This window comes from Providencia sp. PROV004 (assembly GCF_011045615.1).
Classification (GTDB): Bacteria; Pseudomonadota; Gammaproteobacteria; order Enterobacterales; family Enterobacteriaceae; genus Providencia; species Providencia rettgeri.
On the sequence record NZ_CP042859.1, the window covers coordinates 1,108,282 to 1,129,084 of the forward strand.

Below are 20,803 nucleotides of genomic sequence, written 5' to 3' on the forward strand. Positions count from 1 at the left end.
ATCAGTAATTAGTTAACTTGTTAAATTTAATCTAAGTTTTATTTTTTATTTGTATTTATCGATTTTCTATCAGGGTTGTGATGATTATTTGGCTTATTCCTTTCAGTTACAAGAAAGAGCTTTTTGTCATTTCAAACCTATTGTTTGAAGCCATATAGTCAATTTTATATTTCTTATAATCAGTTTATATAACGATGGGTGAGCAAGATGGATTATTTACCATTATTTGTCGATGTCCGCACGCGAAAGGTCGTGTTAATTGGCGGCGGTGTTGTCGCAGCTCGAAAAGCAGAATTGCTAATAAAAGCACAAGCTGACTTAGTGATCATCTCACCGACGTTATGTATGCAATTACAAGCTGAACACCAACAAAATAAATTTGTTTGGTTAGCTGAAGATTACCAATCCATTCATTTAGATGATGCTTTTTTAGTTATCGCAGCAACAGATGATGCATTACTGAATGAAACCGTTTTCTATGACGCTAATGAACGGAAAATATTCGTTAACGTGGTTGATGACCAGCCGTTATGTTCATTTATTGTACCTTCTATTATTGATCGTTCCCCGGTGATTGTGGCGATCTCTTCAGGAGGGACGGCACCTGTTTTGGCTCGTTTACTTAGAGAAAAACTGGAAACGATGCTACCAACTTCCTTGGGAAAGATGGCAGAAATAGCCGGCCGCTGGCGTCATAAAGTCAAAGAAACACTAACGAGTATGCGTGAAAGGAAGCGCTTCTGGGAAAAAAGTTTCAGTGGACGTTTTGCTTCGCTAGTTGAAAAAGGGCAATTCAGTGAAGCGGAACAACAATTGGAACGTCAATTGTATGAACCTGATAACCATGGCGAATTAACCTTAGTCGGTGCCGGTCCGGGAGATGCGGGGCTACTGACGTTAAAAGGGTTGCGAGTTTTACAAAGTGCAGAGGTGGTTTTGTATGACCATCTGGTGAGTGAAGAAATACTCGAACTAGTTCGTCGCGATGCTGACAAAATTTGTGTTGGGAAACGCGCAGGAAATCACAGTGTTTCCCAAGAAGAAACCAATGCTTTGATCGTGAAATTTGCTCAACAAGGTAAAAAAGTGGTGCGCCTGAAAGGTGGTGATCCTTTTGTGTTTGGGCGAGGGGGAGAAGAGCTACAAGTTGCGGCACAAGCGGGGATCCCATTTCAAGTGGTTCCTGGTGTAACAGCGGCGATTGGTGCAGCCGCTTACGCGGGGGTTCCGCTGACTCACCGAGAGCATTCACAGAGTATTACGTTTATTACAGGTCATTGTCGTGAAAATGGAATGGAACTTGATTGGCAGGCGCTTGCTCGAGGGAACCAAACGCTAGCTATCTATATGGGCACCGTAAAGGCCGCGAAAATCAGCGAACAGTTGATTCAATTCGGCCGTGCTGAAAATACCCCTGTTGCTGTTATCGGCTGTGGCACTCGGCGTGAACAAAAAGTAGTGACTGGCAAATTAAACGAGCTTGAAGTATTAGCACAGCAGGCACCCGCTCCTGCTTTGATAGTGGTTGGTGAAGTAGCTGCATTGCACCAACAACTCGCGTGGTTTGGTTCTCAAACCGAAGACATCAGATGGCGCAGTGCCGTATTGGAACTGGCTTAAGTAAGGGGCTATCGTGAACGACAAAAAATTGACTCATTTACAGCAGTTAGAGGCAGAAAGTATTCATATTATTCGTGAAGTTGCCGCCGAATTTGCTAACCCAGTCATGCTGTACTCTATTGGTAAAGATTCCTCTGTGATGCTCCATTTAGCACGCAAGGCATTTTATCCGGGAAAACTGCCATTTCCTCTCTTACATGTTGATACGGGGTGGAAATTTCGTGAAATGTACGAGTTTCGTGATGCAACAGCAGAAAAATACGGTTTTGAGCTACTTGTTCATCGTAACCCTGAAGGAGAAAAGCTGGGGATCAACCCGTTTGTACATGGCAGTGCTAAGCACACCGATATTATGAAAACTGAAGGCTTAAAGCAGGCTTTGGATAAATATGGTTTTGATGCTGCATTTGGCGGTGCTCGTCGTGATGAAGAGAAATCACGCGCAAAAGAGCGGATCTACTCTTTTCGTGACCGATCTCATCGTTGGGACCCTAAAAACCAGCGGCCTGAGCTGTGGCATAACTATAATGGGCAGGTCAATAAAGGGGAAAGTATTCGTGTTTTCCCACTATCAAATTGGACAGAACTCGATATTTGGCAATATATCTATTTGGAAAACATCGATATTGTTCCCCTGTATTTTGCAAAAGAACGGCCAGTTATTCAGCGGGACGGTACTTTGTTAATGGTGGATGATAACCGTATTGACCTACAAGCGGGTGAAGTCATTAGTCAGCAAAAAGTGCGTTTTAGAACATTAGGTTGTTGGCCACTGACGGGAGCTGTGCCATCAGAAGCACAAACGCTGCCTGAGATTATAGAAGAAATGTTGATTTCTACGACGAGTGAGCGACAGGGGCGGCTGATTGATAGCGACCAATCCGCTTCGATGGAGTTGAAAAAGCGCCAAGGTTATTTTTAGTGGGCAAGGTTAATACGCAAAGTCAGGAGAAAAATCATGGCACAAGCCGTTTATAATGAATCAATCGCTCATCAAATTGAACAGCAAGGTGGTGTAGAACCTTATTTATTGGCGCAGCAACATAAAGGATTATTACGCTTTTTAACCTGCGGTAATGTGGATGATGGTAAAAGTACCTTAATTGGCCGTTTACTGCATGATACTCGCCAAATTTACCAAGACCAACTGTCAACTTTGCAAAGTGATAGTAAGCGGATAGGGACTCAAGGGGAAAAACTTGACCTTGCTCTGCTGGTGGATGGCCTTGCTGCTGAACGTGAGCAGGGGATCACCATCGATGTGGCTTATCGTTATTTTTCAACAGAAAAGCGCAAATTTATTATTGCGGACACCCCCGGCCATGAGCAATATACGCGCAATATGGCGACAGGGGCATCAACTTGCTCACTTTCTATTTTGTTGATCGATGCTCGAAAAGGGGTACAGGAACAAACGCGTCGCCATAGTTTTATTAGTACATTGCTTGGGATCCGCCATCTTATTGTTGCCGTCAATAAAATGGATCTGGTGGATTACAGTGAAGCCATTTTTGAAAAAATAAAGCAGGATTACCAAAAGTTTGCAATGGAGTTGCCTGTGGATTTAACGGTCTGGTTTGTACCGATCTCAGCCCTAGATGGCGATAATATTGTAAATGCTAGCGATAATTTTAAGTGGTATCAAGGTGATACGCTATTATCGATATTAGAAAATGTTCAAGTGGAACAAAAAGCTTCGGAGCAAGCTTTGCGTTTCCCTGTGCAATATGTGAACCGCCCAAATTTAGACTTTCGCGGATACAGCGGGACATTATCAGCAGGGATCGTGGAAGTGGGTCAAAAGGTCAAAGTGTTGCCATCAGGCGCCACTTCAGCAATTAAAGAAATTGTGACTTTTTCAGGGGAACAAGATTTTGCTATACCGGGGGAAGCGATTACATTAGTACTTGAGGATGAAATTGATATTAGTCGTGGCGACTTAATTGTTGCACAAGATGAAACCTTACAAACGACGCAGCATGCTTCTGTCGATGTCGTGTGGATGTCTGAACAGCCATTAGTTCAAGGCCAACAACTTGATATTAAAATTGCGGGAAAACGCAGTCGAGCAAAAGTAGAAAATATTCAATACCAAGTTGATATCAATAATTTAACCCAGAAAGTAGCGACAGAGCTGCCGTTGAATGGGATTGGTTTAGTCGAGTTTTCCTTTGATGAGCCATTGTTACTGGAAAACTACCAACGCAATGCAGACACTGGTGGAATGATTTTTATTGATAGGCTCACAAATGTGACGGTTGGCGCGGGTTTAGTCCGCGAAACACAAGCCCCTGTTTTTGATCAACCCAGTGATTTTAGTGAGTTTGAAATTGAGCTAAACAAATTAGTACGCCGCCATTTCCCACATTGGGGTGCGCGTGATGTATTAGGTGGGAAATAATACGGATGACAAAAGAAAACCATATTGTTTGGCACCAACATCAAGTAACTCGCCAATTACGTGAAAGTAATAATGGCCATAAAGGTGCTGTGTTGTGGTTCACCGGGTTATCAGGTTCTGGGAAATCGACATTAGCAGGGGCAATAGAGCACCAATTGACGTCCATGGGAATGAAAACCTATTTATTGGATGGCGATAATATTCGCCATGGTTTATGCCGTGATTTAGGGTTTAATGAGGCCGATAGGCAAGAGAATATTCGTCGAGTGGGGGAGGTGGCGAAGTTAATGGTTGATGCAGGGTTAATTGTTGCGACCGCATTTATTTCGCCTTTCCAAGCGGATAGACAAAAAGTTCGTGATTTATTTGAACCTGAGCAATTTTTTGAGTTGTACGTGGATACCCCCGTAAGTATTTGTGAACAGCGAGACCCCAAGGGGTTATATCAACAAGCACGGGAAGGAAAAATAAAACAATTCACGGGGATTGATTCCCCTTATGAAATACCTCAAAACCCTGAGCTGCATCTGGATGGACAACAACCCATTTCGGATTCCCTTTCCCAAATCATTGCGCTTTTATTGCGCAATCATGTCATTCAGCTAGATTATTAATACAGCTTAAATACCTCCTTTATTTTATCTGATGGTAAAATAAGGCGGTATTTTGCGTATTCAAACCCGACTTAATCTGACTTTTTAGCACAATTTTAGTATCACAGTAGCGTCAATCGTTGAGTTATGGGATGATTAGCAAATCATTTCAGGGGGCAAGATGGGTAAATTAACGCTACTATTAATTGCGATATTAGCTTGGTTACAGTATTCCTTATGGTTAGGCAAAAATGGCATACATGACTACGTACAAGTCAAAGATGATGTCGCCGCTCAGGAAATTGTAAATTCGCGCTTAAAAATGCGTAATGAACAGCTATTCGCTGAAATCAACGACTTAAATGATGGCCAAGATGCGATTGAAGAACGAGCCCGAACAGAGCTTGGGATGATCAAACCTGGAGAGTCATTTTATCGAATGGTTAAAGAAAGTAATAACCAGAAATAGACACAATAATATGATGTCAAAATAGTATACCCATTAGCCTGATAATTTCTGATGTAAGAATTCAACAATGACAAATCCAAACCATGCCCCACAAAATAATCTTCCGCGAATTGTTGCACTGATTCCTGCTGCTGGGGTAGGTAGCCGTATGAATGCAGAGTGCCCAAAACAATACTTGCAGGTTGCAGGTAAAACAATCATTGAGCACACCATCAGCGCATTGCTAGAAAATGATAAAGTGCAAGAAATTGTGGTTGCGTTGAGTGCGGAAGATGATTATTTTCAACAACTTGAAATTTCTAATGACCCTCGAGTGACGACGGTTATTGGTGGCAAAGAACGCGCCGATTCAGTATTAGCGGGACTGGATTTTTTAATTGCTAATCCCCAATTTTCAGATTGCTGGGTATTAGTGCACGATGCAGCGCGTCCCTGCCTTCATCAATCAGATTTAAATGAAATTATTCAATTAGCAGCGGAACAAAATTGTTGTGGTGGGATCCTCGCTGCCCCAGTGCGTGATACCATGAAACGTAGTTCAACAGCCAACCAATTAATTGACCATACCGTTGAACGTGAAGCGTTATGGCATGCCCTTACACCACAATTTTTTCCGTTAATATTATTACGGGATTGTCTAAGTAAAGCCTTGAAAGAAAACGCAGTGATCACCGATGAAGCTTCTGCGCTAGAATATTGCGGCCACCAACCTGTGTTAGTTGCTGGCCGCGCTGATAATTTAAAAGTGACGCGCCCAGAAGACCTCACTTTAGCGGAATTTTATCTTTCAAGAATGAACAACTAAGGAAAAAAAATGAGAATCGGACACGGTTTTGACGTACACAAATTTGGTGGCGAAGGCCCTATCATCATTGGTGGCGTGCGTATCCCTTATGAACAAGGTTTGCTCGCGCATTCTGACGGTGATGTGGTCTTACACGCGTTAACCGATGCAATTCTCGGCGCTGCTGCACTGGGGGATATTGGTAAATTATTCCCTGATACGGACCCTGCATATAAAGGGGCGGATAGCCGAGTCTTATTGAGAGACGCATTTTGCCATGTGCGTGCCAAAGGGTATCGCATTGGTAACATTGATATTACTATCATGGCTCAGGCGCCAAAAATGTTGCCTCATATCGCTCAGATGCGTGTGAATATTGCCGAAGATCTTGAGTGCCACATGGATGATGTGAATGCGAAAGCGACCACAACAGAGCAACTCGGTTTTGTGGGGCGTAAAGAAGGCATTGCCTGTGCTGCGGTTGTTCTTTTAATAAAAGATAATAGTAATGAAAGTAATGAATGTTCAGTACCTGCATGGTAAGCCATTATCTTCTGGCACGTTAAAAAGTGTCCCTAAAGATTTTATCGTCAAAGAAGATTTAGGCTTTGAGCTAGATGGCGAAGGCGAACATGTTATGGTTCGTGTGGAAAAAACAGGCTGTAATACCGTGTTTGTTGCTGAACAACTAGCAAAATTTGCTAAAATTTCAGCGAGAGCTGTCAGTTACGCAGGTTTAAAAGATAGGCATGCAGTGACAGAGCAGTGGTTTTGCCTGCAAATGCCGGGTAAAGAAACACCTGTTTTTTCGACTTGGCAACTCGAAGGCTGCCGAATACTGGCTGTTACTCGGCAAAAACGCAAATTACGTATTGGTTCCTTGAAAGGAAACCAGTTTGAAATAACGTTGCGTGATATTTCGGATGCAAAAGATGTTGAACAGCGTTTACAGAAAGTTGCATTAACAGGGGTGCCTAATTACTTTGGTGAACAACGTTTTGGGCGTGATGGACAAAATTTAACGCAAGCGTTACGTTGGGCAAACCAAGAAACCAACGTACGTGAACGCAACAAGCGTAGCTTCTATCTTTCAGCTGCTCGTAGTGCAATGTTTAACCATGTGGCAAGCGAACGTATTGCAAATAATACCGCTCAACACGTGATGTTGGGAGACGCATTGCAATTAACCGGTAGAGGAAGTTGGTTTGTCGCGACACAAGATGAGTTTGCTACATTGCAACCTCGCCTAGAGTCCAACGAATTAAGCATTACCGCGCCATTACCGGGTGATGGGGAGTTGGGAACTCAGGATGAAGCACTGGCATTTGAAACTCAGTGTTTAGCGGATTATCAACCCTTTATCTCTTTAATGCAGCGTGAACGAGTTTCTCCAGCTAGACGAGCGGTGATAACTAAACCTAAAAACTTACAGTGGGAATGGTTGGACGACTCGACGGTAAAACTGAATTTTTTCTTAAACTCAGGTTGTTTTGCAACCAGTGTTGTGAGAGAAATTATTAATCAAAATGGGCAGGATAATGTCGATGCTAAAGATTTTATTGAGTAATGACGATGGGGTAAATGCGTCCGGGATTCAAACCCTCGCGGCAGCGCTACGCCAATATTATCATGTTCAGGTGATTGCGCCTGATCGCAATCGTAGTGGGGCTTCTAATGCATTAACATTAGATAAACCACTTAAAATTCAAACGCTAAGTAATGGTGATCTTGCTGTACAAGAGGGAACGCCAACAGATTGTGTCTATATTGGAGTTAATAAAGTAGTACGTCCACGTCCTGATATTGTTGTCTCTGGTATTAACTGTGGCCCTAATTTAGGGGATGATGTTATTTATTCAGGTACTGTTGCAGCAGCAACTGAAGGCCGTCATTTAGGTTTACCTTCAATTGCGGTATCGTTAGATGGCGAAACGCATTATGAAAGTGCGGCGAAAGTGACATGCGATATTCTTGCGCTCTTACAGAAGAACCCATTGCGTGCAGGGAATATCTTAAATATAAATGTACCGGATATCCCGTACGAAGAAATTAAAGGTATCAAAGTCACTCGCTGTGGCAGTCGTCATGCCGCTTCTGAGGTGTATAGCCTAGAGGACCCAAAAGGGAATACATTGTATTGGCTAGGGCCAGTTGGGGAGATCCGTGATGCCAGTCCGGGAACGGATTTTGAGGCTGTACAAAATGGGTACGTTTCAATTACGCCATTACAAGTTGACCTAACCGCTTATAAAGCACACTCACTAGTGGAAGAGTGGCTCGAAAAATCAGGAGTGTCAGTAAAATGAAAACAGGGCTCATGAAAGAACTTTTGGCTCAATTACGCCAACAGGGAATTCACGATGAGCGCCTATTAGATGCCATTTCACTTGTTCCTCGGGAACGGTTTGTGGATGAAGCGCTCTCCCATAAAGCCTATGACAATATCCCATTACCTATTGGTCATGGGCAAACTATTTCACAGCCCTATATTGTTGCTAAAATGACAGCGCTATTGGCTTTAGCACCGGATGATCACGTTCTTGAGATAGGAACTGGTTCAGGGTATCAAACCGCAGTATTGGCTCACTTGGTTAAGCACGTTTTTTCTGTTGAGCGGGTGAAGAGCTTGCAATGGGCGGCTAAACGGCGCTTGAAGCAACTTGATTTACACAATGTTTCAACTCGTCATGGTGATGGTTGGGAAGGTTGGCAATCAAAAGGCCCCTTTGATGCCATCATTGTTACTGCAGCACCAACAGAAATACCAACTCTACTATTAGGGCAATTAAAAGATGGTGGGCGAATGGTTCTACCTGTCGGTGATAAAGAACAAGCACTAAAGCTAATTACCCGACGAGGTAATGATTACCATACTAATGTTATCGAAAAAGTTCGTTTTGTCCCATTGATCGCGGGTGATCTTCTTTAATCTACTTGCAATGATATTTAATAAAAGCCTGACTATTTTTATAATGGATTTAAATAAAATATCATTGCAAAGGTTTCATTAACTCAAATAGCAGTAAAACCATTCCAAATATGATACTTTACCCAACTGAATTTGAGAGAATAGCTTAAAGCGTTAGGTCATACTCTCAATTTATTATATTTTTAATATATTTAACTTGTTCACTATTTTGTATTTCTGCTTTAATAAGTGAAATATTTTATGATAACTCTATTGCTGACATTGTTTTGAATTGTCACGTCAGATTTTTCTTCACGGGAGAAGAAGCATGAAAATTGTTAGCCCTATAAGCAGAATTCGATGGGCCGTCATCTTTTCATTTAGCGGAGCGCTATTGGCTGGTTGTTCTACACCGTATCATACAGCAGCACCTATTTCGAGTGTGAATGATAGTCAGTCTCGCCAGCAAACGGTGCAAAGGACGACACCGGCCTCGTCACCAAATACGGGTATGAGCACGGCAATGCCGTCGTCTCGTCCTAATATATCGAATAATTCAAATACACAACCTGTAAGTCGTAGTTCAGCACCAGTAACAACCAATGGTGAAGGGCGCATTGTCTATAACCGTGACTATGGCAGTATTCCAAAAGGTAGTTATAGCGGTAATAGTTATACGGTGCAGCGTGGTGACACACTATTCTATATTGCATACTTAACAGGTAATGATTTCCGTGAGTTAGCATCGCGAAACAATATTCCAGAACCATACAGCCTCAATGTAGGACAGGTTATTAATATTGGTAACACAAATGTGAACTCGAGCACTCAATTAGCCGCAAATTCATCAAATAGTCATCAGCAAGCGGTTGATCTTCGAACAACTAATGAGTATCCTGCAAATAGTGGTGGTCAAACTTCAGGTAAGATGTTGCCTAATAATAAGAAACCTGCAACGCAAGTTTCAACGACAACAACAACCTCGACAACAACCGCTTCTACCGCAGTCAGTAGCACGAATAATTCGTCAATAAAATGGCGTTGGCCAGCTGATGGGAAAATGATTGAAGGTTTCTCTGACGCTCAAGGCGGGAACAAAGGGGTAGACATAGCCGGTTCTCGTGGTCAAGCTGTGCTGGCTGCTGCGCCAGGAAAAGTCGTTTACGCAGGTAATGCTTTGCGTGGATACGGAAATCTAATAATTATAAAACATAACGATGACTACCTAAGTGCTTATGCCCACAATGACACATTGCTTGTGCGTGATCAGCAGGACGTCACTGCAGGTCAAAAAATAGCTACTATGGGTAGTACTGGAACCAGTTCGGTTAGATTACACTTTGAAATTCGTTACAAGGGAAAATCAGTAAACCCGTTGCGCTATTTGCCGCAACGATAAACTGGGCAGAGTGCTTTGACATTCTGTCCGCATTATCTAGGGTAGGAGTCACTGATGAGCCAAAGTTCGCTGAAAGTTAACGAGTTATATAATGACCTCGATGAAAGTAATTTAAATGACACTTTTGACGAGAGTCAGTTTAAAGAAGAGGATCTGGTTACTGAGCTAGATGACGAAATGGATTTACTCCAGAACACAAATCAGCGTGTTCTGGATGCCACTCAAATTTATCTTAGTGAAATTGGGTTCTCACCACTCCTTACAGCAGAAGAAGAAGTTTTCTATGCAAGACGTGCATTGCGTGGTGATATTGCATCACGACAGCGTATGATAGAAAGCAACCTCCGTCTCGTTGTAAAAATATCACGTCGTTATAATAATCGAGGTCTTGCATTACTCGATTTGATTGAAGAAGGGAACCTTGGGTTGATTCGCGCAGTTGAAAAGTTTGATCCTGAAAAAGGGTTTCGCTTCTCAACGTATGCAACGTGGTGGATCCGTCAAACGATCGAACGCGCTATCATGAACCAAACTCGAACTATTCGCCTTCCTATTCATATCGTTAAAGAACTCAATATTTACCTTCGTACTGCACGTGAATTAGCCCAAAAGTTGGACCATGAGCCAAGCCCTGAAGAGATCGCTGAGCAGCTAGATAAACCTGTTGAAGATGTCAGTAGGATGTTACGTTTAAATGAACGTATCACATCTGTTGATACACCAATTGCAGGGGACTCAGAGAAATCTTTGCTTGAGGTATTGTCTGATGATAATGATTCAGGTCCAGAAAATACAATTCAAGATAATGACTTAAAAGATAATATTGTTAAGTGGTTATATGAATTGAACCCAAAACAGAGGGAGGTTTTAGCACGACGTTTTGGGCTTTTAGGCTATGAAGCTGAAACTCTGGAAGAAGTTGGCCGTGAAATTGGGTTAACAAGAGAACGTGTTCGCCAGATCCAAGTTGAAGGTTTAAAGCGATTAAAGGATATTTTACATGGTGAAGAGTTGACCCTAGAGTCGCTATTTAATATGTAAGGTGTTAATTAGATAGCTAAAGGCTCCTATAAGCTAAGGTTTATAGGGGCCTTTTATTTATAAGTAATAAAGAATGAACTTAGTTAATGGGGAGTCCACTATGAAATTTAAAATCATCATCAGGTGTCGAAATTAATTCTGCTTCAATAGTACCAAAATAATTAACTCGCTCAGTAATATCTTGTTTGCTAATTAATTGCGCTAAGTGTAAATAATCTTGATAGTGGCGAGCTTCTGAGCGTAATAACGAAATATAAAAATTTGCCAGCTGTTCATCAAGAAATGGGGCTAGTTTAGCAAAGCGCTCACAAGAACGCGCTTCGATATAAGCACCAATAATTAGTTTATCAACTAAGGTTTTTGGATCGTGAGGGTCGATATGGCTCAACAACCCTTTAGCATAACGGCCTGCAGTGATACCATCATATGGAATATTACGTTCATGCATAATCTCTAAAACTTGGTAAAAATGATGAAGCTCTTCTTTGATCAGCAAGACCATTTTATCAATTAAATCTTGGCTATAAGGTGATTGTTTTTTTGCCAATATTTGTTTAGAAACCTGATTTTTGTTTCTTAATGTATGGATGTCACCAACCCTGTCATAAGCAAATGATTCATAAGGTTTAAACCATTCAAGTAGCACTGCAGCACTTTCTTTATCGACAGCATACTTGCGAATTAAAAACATGGCACTTTGCGCGGCTTTTAATTCACATAACAGATGATCTTTTAAAATAATGGGCAAGTTCTCAGGCAAACTGGCTTTTTCTACCCACAAATCAGGCGTTTCACATTGCAAAAACTGCCTGATTGGTGCGAGTAATTGTGTATACTCATCCATCTTAGTTATCCATATCTTTTAACTGATAAATCCAATCTAGAGCTTGGCGGGGTGTGAGCTTATCTGGGTCAATCCCTTCCAATGCGCTGAGTACGGGTGAGGGTTCAGCATCTTCTGTGGTTAAAAAACTAAGCTGGGCGCTATCTACATGACTTGCATTGGCATTGTTTGAGATAACTTCGAGTTCTTTAAGCTTTTGTTTTGCCCGTTTAATCACATCTTTTGGTACACCCGCAAGAGAAGCGACAGCAAGGCCATAGCTTTTGCTGGCGGCGCCATCTTGAACATTATGCATAAAGGCAATGGTATCACCGTGCTCAATAGCATCTAGGTGAATATTGACCGCACCTTCGAGTTTTTCAGGTAGTGTTGTTAATTCAAAATAATGCGTTGCAAATAACGTCATTGCCTTGATTTTATTAACTAAGTTTTCGGCGCAAGCCCAAGCAAGGGAAAGACCATCATAGGTTGAAGTACCGCGACCAATTTCATCCATCAGTACTAAGCTATGTTCTGTTGCATTATGAAGAATATTCGCGGTTTCTGTCATTTCGACCATGAAGGTTGAACGGCCAGATGCAAGGTCGTCAGAGGCACCGACGCGGGTAAAAATACGGTCGATTGGGCCTATCACCGCTTTGCTTGCAGGGACAAAACTACCGATGTACGCTAACAGGGTAATCAATGCTGTTTGGCGCATATAGGTACTTTTACCGCCCATATTTGGACCTGTGATGATCAATAAACGACGTTGTGGCGATAGTGATAACGGATTGGAGATAAACGGCTCACTGAGTACTTGTTCAACCACAGGGTGGCGACCTTCAGTAATTTGGATACCTGGTTTTTCAGTGAGTTGTGGACAAGCATAACCTAGAGTTTGTGCTCTTTCAGCTAGGTTGGCTAGGACATCTAACTCAGCGAGAGCTTCGGCACTGGTTTGCAGCGCAGCAAGATGAGGTAATAGTATGTCAAATAACTCATCATACAGTGCTTTTTCAATGGCTAACGCTTTTCCTTTTGATGTCAATACCTTATCTTCATACTCTTTGAGTTCAGGAATGATATAGCGTTCCGCATTTTTTAACGTTTGGCGACGGACGTAATGGATAGGTGTTAAATGGCTTTGGCCTCGGCTAACTTGAATATAGTAGCCATGAACAGCGTTATAACCAACTTTTAGGGTATCGATCCCCAATTTTTCTCTTTCGCGTATTTCGAGCCTATCGAGGTAGTCAGTTGCTCCATCAGCAAGGGCGCGCCATTCATCAAGCTCACTATTATAACCTGGGGCGATAACACCGCCATCACGTACCAACACGGGTGGTGCATCAATAATGGCTTTTTCAAGTAAGTCTTGTAGCTCATCAAACTGGCCAATACGATTTTGAAGGGCTTGTAAATACGAACTACTCGATTGGCTCAGTATTTGATGAATATCTTGGTATTGCTGGAATGCGTAACGCATACGGGTTAAGTCACGTGGGCGAGCTGAACGCAGCGCTAAGCGCGCTAATACCCGTTCTAAATCGCCGATTTGACGTAAAAATGGTTGTAATTCAAAGCCGCATTCTTGCAGTGCACTGATAGCTTGTTGGCGGTTATTTAATATTTGAATGTTACGTAATGGGGTATGTAACCAACGTTTTAGCATACGGCTACCCATCGGAGTCACACACCTATCTAAAATGGCGGCGAGTGTGTTTTCTGTGCCACCTGCAAGGTTTTGGGTGATCTCTAAATTGCGACGAGTTGCTGCATCTAAAATGACATTATCATTTTGTTTTTCCATCACAATGCTGCGAATATGGGGCAGTGACGTGCGTTGTGTGTCTTTCACATATTGTAATAAGCAACCCGCAGCTCTGAGCGCTTTATGGGCATCTTCAACCCCAAAGCCGATTAAATCTTTCGTACCAAACTGTAAACCGAGCTGTTGTTTTGCCGTATCAAGCTCATATTCCCACAATGGGCGGCGGCGCAAGCCTTTATTGTGTTCAATTAATGCCATACTGGCGAAGTCTTCTGGATACAGAAGTTCAGCCGGGCGGGTGCGTTGCAGCTCAGCTTGCAGTGCTTCTTCATCGGCGATTTCACTAATAATAAAACGCCCTGAGGTGATATCTAACGTTGCGAAACCAAAACCTTGTTGGTCTTGCCATACTGCGGCTAACAGGTTGTCTTGCCTTTCATTTAATAGCGCTTCATCGGTGATAGTTCCCGGGGTGACAATACGTACTACTTGGCGCTCAACCGGCCCTTTGCTGGTGGCTGGGTCGCCAATTTGCTCACAAATGGCGACGGATTCCCCCATTTGTACTAATTTGGCTAAGTAACCCTCGGCAGCATGGTGGGGAACACCGGCCATAGGGATCGGTTGCCCTGCAGATTGCCCCCGCTTAGTGAGGGAAATATCCAATAATTGAGAGGCTTTTTTAGCGTCATCAAAAAACAGTTCGTAGAAGTCACCCATGCGATAAAACAGCAGTATGTCTGAATGTTGTGCTTTTAGTTTTAGATACTGCTGCATCATTGGTGTATGGGATTCGAAACTTTGCTTATCAGTCATAGTATTGTCTGTTTTAACGTATTGAGTTAACTAAATTCTGTGAGTGTATTTGACGATTATTTTCAGAGACTAAAATACCACAAATCGCAACAAATGAGAGTAGGCAAACGTGTTAGCCATGCAATTCTCTATAGTATGACGTGATTATCACAGGGACAATGCGTGTTTGGTCATTAATAGTCTGAAATATTGTTAAGTAGAGTGTATGTTTTTTCCTCATCTAGAAAATAGGTTCACGATAACCACTAAATAATAATTGGTAGATATCTGCTTAGTTTGAGAGTTATTTAGGCATTACAGAAAATAATAAGTCGTGCTTTTAGTTATTTCTTTTTTGAGATGGAATATCTCATTTTCTTGAGTAGATATAAATAGCGTAAATAACAGTCATAGATATGACCGCTATTTACGCTAAAGATGAACGGATTATTTAGCTGCTGTTTCCGCGCGTAGCTGGCTAACTTGTTGTTCCAAATCAGGCCATGGTGACTTGTCAGTAAACGTTGTTCTTAGATAATTTAAGAGTACTGCTATTTGCTGATCACTTAAATTATGACGAAAAGCAGGCATGCTGCCGAGCCCTTCTGTTGCCTCATACTCAATTCCATTTAATACAACGCGAATGGCATTATCTGGGGTATCTGCATAAAGATTCGTATTTAAGGCTAAAGCGGGTCGTACACCTGACATTTGCGCACCTTTCGTTTGGGCATGGCATGCCATACAGGCCCCTGAATACAACCTTACCCCTTCAGAAGAGAGAGGTTCAATTTTATCTTCTGTTTGCTGTACGATTGTTACGGCTTGCGATGTGACCTGCGGATGCTCAACTTCAGAAGTCAAATAAGTTGCAATAGCTTGTCTATCTTCTTCGGTTAGTTGAGAGGTTCCTTCTCTGATGACTGGTGCCATTGGGCCTGCTGCGACGCCGTGGTTAGCCGAGAATCCCGTACGCAAAAACTCCGCCATATCCTGATGGCTCCAAGCAACAGGTGAGGCTTGGTCACCTCGCAGCGCTGGTGCACTCCATCCTTCAGCATCTCCAGCCATCAAGTGGCTATCTCCGCCTTTTTCACCAAATAATATATCACGTGGGGAGTGGCAAGCGCTGCAATGGCCGAGCCCTTCGGTAAGGTATGCACCTCGGTTCCATTCATCAGTTTGTGAACTGTTTGGTTTTATTGGCCCTGCGGTTAAATACAGCTGATTCCATGCCCAAATTCCTTGGCGAATATTAAAGGGAAAGTTTAACGATGTCTTTGGTGGTTGATAACGAACGGGTTTTTGGCTCATTAACCATGCATAGAGGTCATATAAATCATCATCGGAAGTATGAGTAAAAGCCGTGTAAGGGAACGCAGGGTATAAATAATTCCCCTCACGATCAACACCATAACGCATAGCCCGTTCAAACGCTTCATATGACCAGCTGCCAATGCCTGTTTCTATATCAGGTGTTATATTTGTGGTGTAAATCGTGCCGAAGGGGATCTCCATCGCAAAGCCCCCGGTATTTGTTTCACCGCCAGGCCGCGTATGGCAAACGGCACAATCGCCTAGTGCCGCTAATTTTTCACCACGGGCAATTTGAGCGTCAGTAAAACTTTGTGTCGAATTAGTGTGTAATGGCTCAATGGCAGATTGCCAACTCAGCGCGAGTCCCCCCACCGCAACAATAACGATAGCAAGCGCACTGTAGCCAAATATTTTTTTTGCCTTACTCATGAGCCACTCCTTGGTTCTTGGCTGCCATACCTACTGCTCGCAGAATATGTTCAGGGGTAAATGGAACTTCTCGCATACGCACACCTAATGCATCAAATAGCGCATTTGCTACCGCGGCAGCGCTTGGTACTGATGCAGATTCGCCCGCTCCCATAGGGGGTTCATTGGGATATTCCATTAATTGAATATCAATTTCGGGTAACTCATCGAAACGTAGAATAGGGTATCCGCCCCATTCAAGGGAGGTTGTGCCTGATTTATCAAAGGTGGCAAACTCTTTTAATACCCGGCTACAGGATTGAATAATGTTTCCATGGACTTGGTGTTTAACGCCATCTGGGTTAACCATTTGGCCACAATCATGGGCGACATAGACTTTTTTGATAAGCACTTGTCCTGTTCGGCGATTAACAGTTAAGTCGCAGACCCAAGCTGCCCATGCAGCACCAAAACCCGGAAATTTACTGTGGAAATAACGCGCCCAGGCAAACCCTCGACCACTCACAATTTCTTCGGTGACAGGGGATGGTTTTTGATGCATCGGCCCATCAACCCAATTCGCCTGTTTTTTCACGGCACTAATTAAAGCGATAGCTCGAGGATCATCTAAATATTTTAAGCGGTATGCTATAGGATCTTGCTGTGCTAAATAAGCAACTTCATCAATCCAAGATTCATGAGCAAATACATTTGGAAGTGCTGAAACTCCGCGCATCCATGATGCCCTAACAACAGGCGCGGTATCTTTAGCGATAACGCGCATATGTGGGTATCGATATTGAGGGATAGCCGTGCGGTCTCCCATCTGTTGAATATCCGGTTTATTTTCTTTTTTCCCAGTTAAAATCAACGATAAAGTAGCGGCGTTATTTGATGGATAACGAGTACTGAGTTCGTAAGCGCTGACATCATTATTTTGATCAATTCCCCCTCGAATTTTAATCAATTGGCCGGTGCCTTTTGGCTCCCAACCCGCTTCTTGTTCTCGCATTAATTGCACTCGCACAGGTCGTCCTGTCGCTTGAGACAGTAAAACGGCATCGGCTGCCACGTCATCAGCACAGTTACGACCATAGCACCCTGATGCTTCCATGCGATGAATGTGTATTTGATATAGTTCTCTATCGAGTTGTAGTGCTAAATCTTTTCGCAGGTCATGAGGGTTTTGTGTGCCTGACCAGACATCGACTTTATCGTCGCGGACATCTGCGATAGCGCAAGATGGCCCAATTGATGCGTGTAAATGGTATGGCCAAACATAGTCTGCATTTACAGTTTTATGTAAATTGGCTAAGGCGCTGTCAACACCGTCATCATCTCGTAATACTCTATCTTGGCTGGGTAATGCATCAAGGGTGTCATGAAGCTTATCGAGGGTTAAATCGGGTAATCCTTGCCATTCTTTCCATTGAATTTTTAACTGACGCATAGCGTCTATCGCTTGTTCTTCACGTTCGGCAACGACACCAACAAAGTCATTAATGCGTACAATTTTTACAATGCCTTTTAGGTGAGCAATAGAACTTTCATCAATCGAAAGCAAACTATTTCCAAGCGGTGCGCTACTGTCTGCACCTGAATAAGGAGGACGAATAACTCTTCCATGTAACATATCAGGTACTCGCATATCATGTACCCAAGTCAACTCACCCGTTACTTTTGCACGAATATCTACGCGTTGAATCGGCTTTCCGACATAAATAGCTTCAGAAGCGGGTCTTAAAGTTACGTTTTCATCTAATTCAAAATGGAGATCTTGTCCTTTTGCCAATTGCGCATAACTCAAACGACGTTCAGGTTGGGCGGTGACAAAAACATATCCATGCTGTGCTCGAACGGCTTCCATTGGCACATTTAACGCTTTGGCAGCAAGAGATGTTAGCTGCATGCGAACTTGAGCAGCAGCATGGCGTAAGGGGATAGACGTGACCTGAATGGTCGCACTGGCGATAGTCGGCCCTTGATCCGGTGTACTTTGTGGATCCCCAAGTATCATTGTTACTGATTCAAAAGAGACACCAATTTCATCAGCGACAATTTGTGCAAGTGAGGTACGAATTCCTGTACCTAAATCCACGTGACCATTAAATGCAGTCACCGAACCATCAGCGGCAAGAGCAATAAAACTATCGACATAATTAAGAGGAATAGCCGCATTTTTGTTTGGTATCTTTTCTGCTGCAAATGAAATGGAAGGCAACATGTTACTGACAACGATGAGCCCACCAGCTTGCAGCAAACGGCGTCGAGTGATATCTAAAATGCTCATGCTTTACCACCTTGTGCGATGATCATTTTAGCTTTTTTAGCTGCTTTTAATATTTCTACATGGGTTCCACAACGGCATAAATTAAAAGCGAGTTCTTTTTTTATCTCTTCTTCACTTGCATTAGGGGTACGTTTAAACAGAGCAACCAATGTCATTATCATGCCATTCGTACAATAACCACATTGTGCTGCTTGCTCATCAATAAATCCTTGTTGCACAGGATGGAGTGTCTCGCTATCACTAATGCCTTCAAGCGTGGTAATTTTTCTATTTTCTACTGTTGATACCGGTGTTGAACACGAGCGAACGACTTTGCCATCGATAAGTACACTACAAGCGCCACATTCGCCTAAACCGCAGCCATATTTAGGGCTATTGAGTTTTAAATCATTACGTAATACGTAAAGAAGTGGTGTTGATGGAGAAATATTGCTTAGTTCAATCCATCTTCCATTGATATTTAGTTGCATATATTTTCCTTTCACATTGCTAATCACAGTAAATGATAATCTAATGTTATTATTTGTATATTAACTATAACATAGGTTATTAATTTGAATTGTGACTGTATGTGCTAAGGGAAATTTTTGTTAGGTATTTAGTAAGTACTTATTAATGAAGGTTAATATTGGAAAATACTAATGGATTGCGTGAATGTTTGAGTCAGGCGAAGTGAGAGGAAACCCAGTTTATATATTGGTTTTCTTTTAATAGAAATAAGCGGATATCTTTAATTTGAAATTCTTATTTAATGTGGGGTGCGTTGATATATTTCACTTGAATGTATCAATGAAAATAATAATGTCGCTTCCCTTCAATAAATAAGTTATTTGAAGAGAAGCGACGAATGATTACTGCGCCGCTTTTTTCAGTTTCTCAATTTGTTCGGCGGTGACGGGTTTACCTTGTCCCCCCCATTCGGCGCGCGCCCATGATATTAAATCTGCCATTTCTTGTGGCGTTAAATCATCAGCAAAACTTGGCATCGCATACATACGTTGCCCATTTGGGAAAGTGGTGGTTGGAATACCCGTTAACACTACACTGATAAAGGTTTCAGGGCTGTCCATTGCTAAGATGGCGTTACCTTTTAACGCTGGAATGCCATTAGGTACACCTTCTCCGGTGATCCCGTGGCAGCCTGCGCAGGTAGACATATACATTAAGCGGCCAGTTTCCATGATTTGACTGACATCACCCACTTCTGATGAGTTTGCCTCTGGCAATGGAGCAGGGGAAGCTTTGGCGCCAAGTATTTTTCCTTGTTTATCCGTCATTAAATAAATCGCCATGTCATCAACATCGCTTTTTTTCATCTGACTAGTCGAAAAATGAGTCACTGTGCTCATATCTGCAAATGCAGAGCCTTGCGGGGCATTACCTGTAAGTAAAAACTGGCTCAAGGAGGCGGTATCGTATCCATGTTTGGAAAGCGCTTCGGCCGTGATATCAGGGATCGCTAAGCCGGCTTCTTCCCCCCCTTGAAGTGACCGTGAAAACTCGACACCCATCATTAAGTTACGTGGTGAGTGACAAGCGCCGCAGTGCGCTAGACCTTCAACAATATAAGCACCTCGGTTCCACTCGGCAGAACGTTGTGGGTCATGAGGCGCATTTTGTTTAGGGAAATTGAGCAAAGTCCAGAAGTTCATAAATGGGCGAACGGGTAGGACAAATACACCTGTATTTTCTTTGTTTGGCACATTGATTGGCGGAAGTGACATCACATAAGCATACAGGGCATCAATATCATCCGATGTCGTCATATGGGTAAATACAAACGGCATGGCAGGGTAGAGATTACCTCTTTCTTTGCCAATTCCGTCTTTCAAAGCACGATGGAAATCAGCACGGGTATAGTTACCGATACCAAATTGCTTATCAGGCGTTATATTTGTGGAGTAAATGGTGCCGAAAGGGGTTCCGATAGCGCGCCCGCCCGCAGCCAATGGCCCTTCAGGTAATGAGTGGCAACCAAAGCAATCTCCAGCGGTGGCCAATTCTTGCCCTCTTGGCAGTAATTTGGCGACTTCTTCTGAAGTCAGTGGTTTATCTAAATTAGGGCCGATACTGGAAGTACGAAAAGCACCAAATAGGATCGCAAGCATTAATACGATAAATAATAAGATAATAATATAAATGCTTTTACGTAGAGAGCTGGATTTAGCCATGATGTTTCTC

General features: G+C 42.7%; 18 protein-coding genes. 12 read left to right on the forward strand and 6 right to left on the reverse strand.

Annotated features, from left to right (window positions below):
- Nucleotides 1-207 precede the first annotated feature (207 nt).
- The 12 genes from cysG to rpoS all read left to right on the forward strand — a co-directional run bounded on the left by cysG (nt 208) and on the right by rpoS (nt 11,215).
- Nucleotides 208-1,620 carry a siroheme synthase CysG gene (gene cysG, locus FVA69_RS04900; RefSeq protein WP_164528483.1) on the forward strand — a complete coding sequence of 471 codons (1,413 nt, stop codon included), beginning with the start codon at nt 208-210 and terminating at the stop codon, nt 1,618-1,620.
- A gap of 13 nt (nt 1,621-1,633) precedes the next feature.
- Nucleotides 1,634-2,542, forward strand: a complete 909-nt coding sequence (gene cysD / locus FVA69_RS04905; RefSeq protein WP_004913887.1) for a sulfate adenylyltransferase subunit CysD — start codon at nt 1,634-1,636, stop codon at nt 2,540-2,542.
- Nucleotides 2,543-2,578: 36 nt separating this feature from the next.
- The gene (gene cysN, locus FVA69_RS04910) at nt 2,579-4,021 is read left to right on the forward strand and encodes a sulfate adenylyltransferase subunit CysN (protein ID WP_109912004.1); all 1,443 of its coding nucleotides are present in this window, start codon (nt 2,579-2,581) and stop codon (nt 4,019-4,021) included.
- A 5-nt stretch (nt 4,022-4,026) separates the two neighbouring features.
- Nucleotides 4,027-4,635, forward strand: coding sequence for an adenylyl-sulfate kinase (cysC, locus tag FVA69_RS04915; RefSeq protein WP_109912005.1), 609 nt, complete (start codon nt 4,027-4,029; stop codon nt 4,633-4,635).
- A 160-nt stretch (nt 4,636-4,795) separates the two neighbouring features.
- Nucleotides 4,796-5,083: a cell division protein FtsB gene (ftsB, locus tag FVA69_RS04920; RefSeq protein ID WP_004260736.1), complete on the forward strand. Its 288-nt coding sequence runs from the start codon at nt 4,796-4,798 to the stop codon at nt 5,081-5,083.
- 67 nt (nt 5,084-5,150) lie between these two features.
- Nucleotides 5,151-5,888 carry a 2-C-methyl-D-erythritol 4-phosphate cytidylyltransferase gene (gene ispD, locus FVA69_RS04925; RefSeq protein ID WP_004913881.1) on the forward strand — a complete coding sequence of 246 codons (738 nt, stop codon included), beginning with the start codon at nt 5,151-5,153 and terminating at the stop codon, nt 5,886-5,888.
- 9 nt (nt 5,889-5,897) lie between these two features.
- Complete coding sequence (ispF, locus tag FVA69_RS04930) at nt 5,898-6,410, forward strand: 2-C-methyl-D-erythritol 2,4-cyclodiphosphate synthase (RefSeq protein ID WP_004260732.1); 513 nt, start codon at nt 5,898-5,900, stop codon at nt 6,408-6,410.
- The gene (gene truD, locus FVA69_RS04935; protein WP_164528484.1) at nt 6,376-7,434 is read left to right on the forward strand and encodes a tRNA pseudouridine(13) synthase TruD; all 1,059 of its coding nucleotides are present in this window, start codon (nt 6,376-6,378) and stop codon (nt 7,432-7,434) included. The genes ispF and truD overlap by 35 nt, the downstream gene beginning before the upstream one ends.
- Entirely contained in the window at nt 7,412-8,173 is a 762-nt protein-coding gene (gene surE, locus FVA69_RS04940; RefSeq protein ID WP_164528485.1) for a 5'/3'-nucleotidase SurE, read from the forward strand. Before truD ends, surE begins: the two co-directional genes overlap by 23 nt.
- Nucleotides 8,170-8,796 carry a protein-L-isoaspartate(D-aspartate) O-methyltransferase gene (locus FVA69_RS04945; protein ID WP_004913875.1) on the forward strand — a complete coding sequence of 209 codons (627 nt, stop codon included), beginning with the start codon at nt 8,170-8,172 and terminating at the stop codon, nt 8,794-8,796. The genes surE and FVA69_RS04945 overlap by 4 nt, the downstream gene beginning before the upstream one ends.
- Nucleotides 8,797-9,103: 307 nt before the next feature.
- Entirely contained in the window at nt 9,104-10,174 is a 1,071-nt protein-coding gene (nlpD, locus tag FVA69_RS04950) for a murein hydrolase activator NlpD (protein WP_109912008.1), read from the forward strand.
- Nucleotides 10,175-10,228: 54 nt separating this feature from the next.
- Nucleotides 10,229-11,215: an RNA polymerase sigma factor RpoS gene (gene rpoS, locus FVA69_RS04955; protein ID WP_102140104.1), complete on the forward strand. Its 987-nt coding sequence runs from the start codon at nt 10,229-10,231 to the stop codon at nt 11,213-11,215.
- Between the two features lie 79 nt (nt 11,216-11,294).
- Here rpoS and miaE read toward each other — a convergent pair whose 3' ends face one another.
- The 6 genes from miaE to FVA69_RS04985 all read right to left on the reverse strand — a co-directional run bounded on the left by miaE (nt 11,295) and on the right by FVA69_RS04985 (nt 20,793).
- Nucleotides 11,295-12,059: a tRNA isopentenyl-2-thiomethyl-A-37 hydroxylase MiaE gene (gene miaE / locus FVA69_RS04960; protein WP_117162675.1), complete on the reverse strand. Its 765-nt coding sequence runs from the start codon at nt 12,057-12,059 to the stop codon at nt 11,295-11,297.
- A gap of 1 nt (nt 12,060) precedes the next feature.
- Nucleotides 12,061-14,628 (reverse strand): DNA mismatch repair protein MutS, encoded by a 2,568-nt coding sequence (gene mutS, locus FVA69_RS04965; RefSeq protein WP_164528486.1) that lies wholly within the window; start codon nt 14,626-14,628, stop codon nt 12,061-12,063.
- Nucleotides 14,629-15,054: 426 nt separating this feature from the next.
- Nucleotides 15,055-16,353, reverse strand: a complete 1,299-nt coding sequence (locus FVA69_RS04970) for a c-type cytochrome (RefSeq protein WP_164528487.1) — start codon at nt 16,351-16,353, stop codon at nt 15,055-15,057.
- Entirely contained in the window at nt 16,346-18,622 is a 2,277-nt protein-coding gene (locus FVA69_RS04975; protein WP_164528488.1) for a xanthine dehydrogenase family protein molybdopterin-binding subunit, read from the reverse strand. The genes FVA69_RS04970 and FVA69_RS04975 overlap by 8 nt, the downstream gene beginning before the upstream one ends.
- Nucleotides 18,619-19,092 carry a (2Fe-2S)-binding protein gene (locus FVA69_RS04980; protein ID WP_109912014.1) on the reverse strand — a complete coding sequence of 158 codons (474 nt, stop codon included), beginning with the start codon at nt 19,090-19,092 and terminating at the stop codon, nt 18,619-18,621. The genes FVA69_RS04975 and FVA69_RS04980 overlap by 4 nt, the downstream gene beginning before the upstream one ends.
- 381 nt (nt 19,093-19,473) lie before the next feature.
- The gene (locus tag FVA69_RS04985; RefSeq protein ID WP_004913855.1) at nt 19,474-20,793 is read right to left on the reverse strand and encodes a cytochrome c; all 1,320 of its coding nucleotides are present in this window, start codon (nt 20,791-20,793) and stop codon (nt 19,474-19,476) included.
- Nucleotides 20,794-20,803 lie beyond the last annotated feature (10 nt).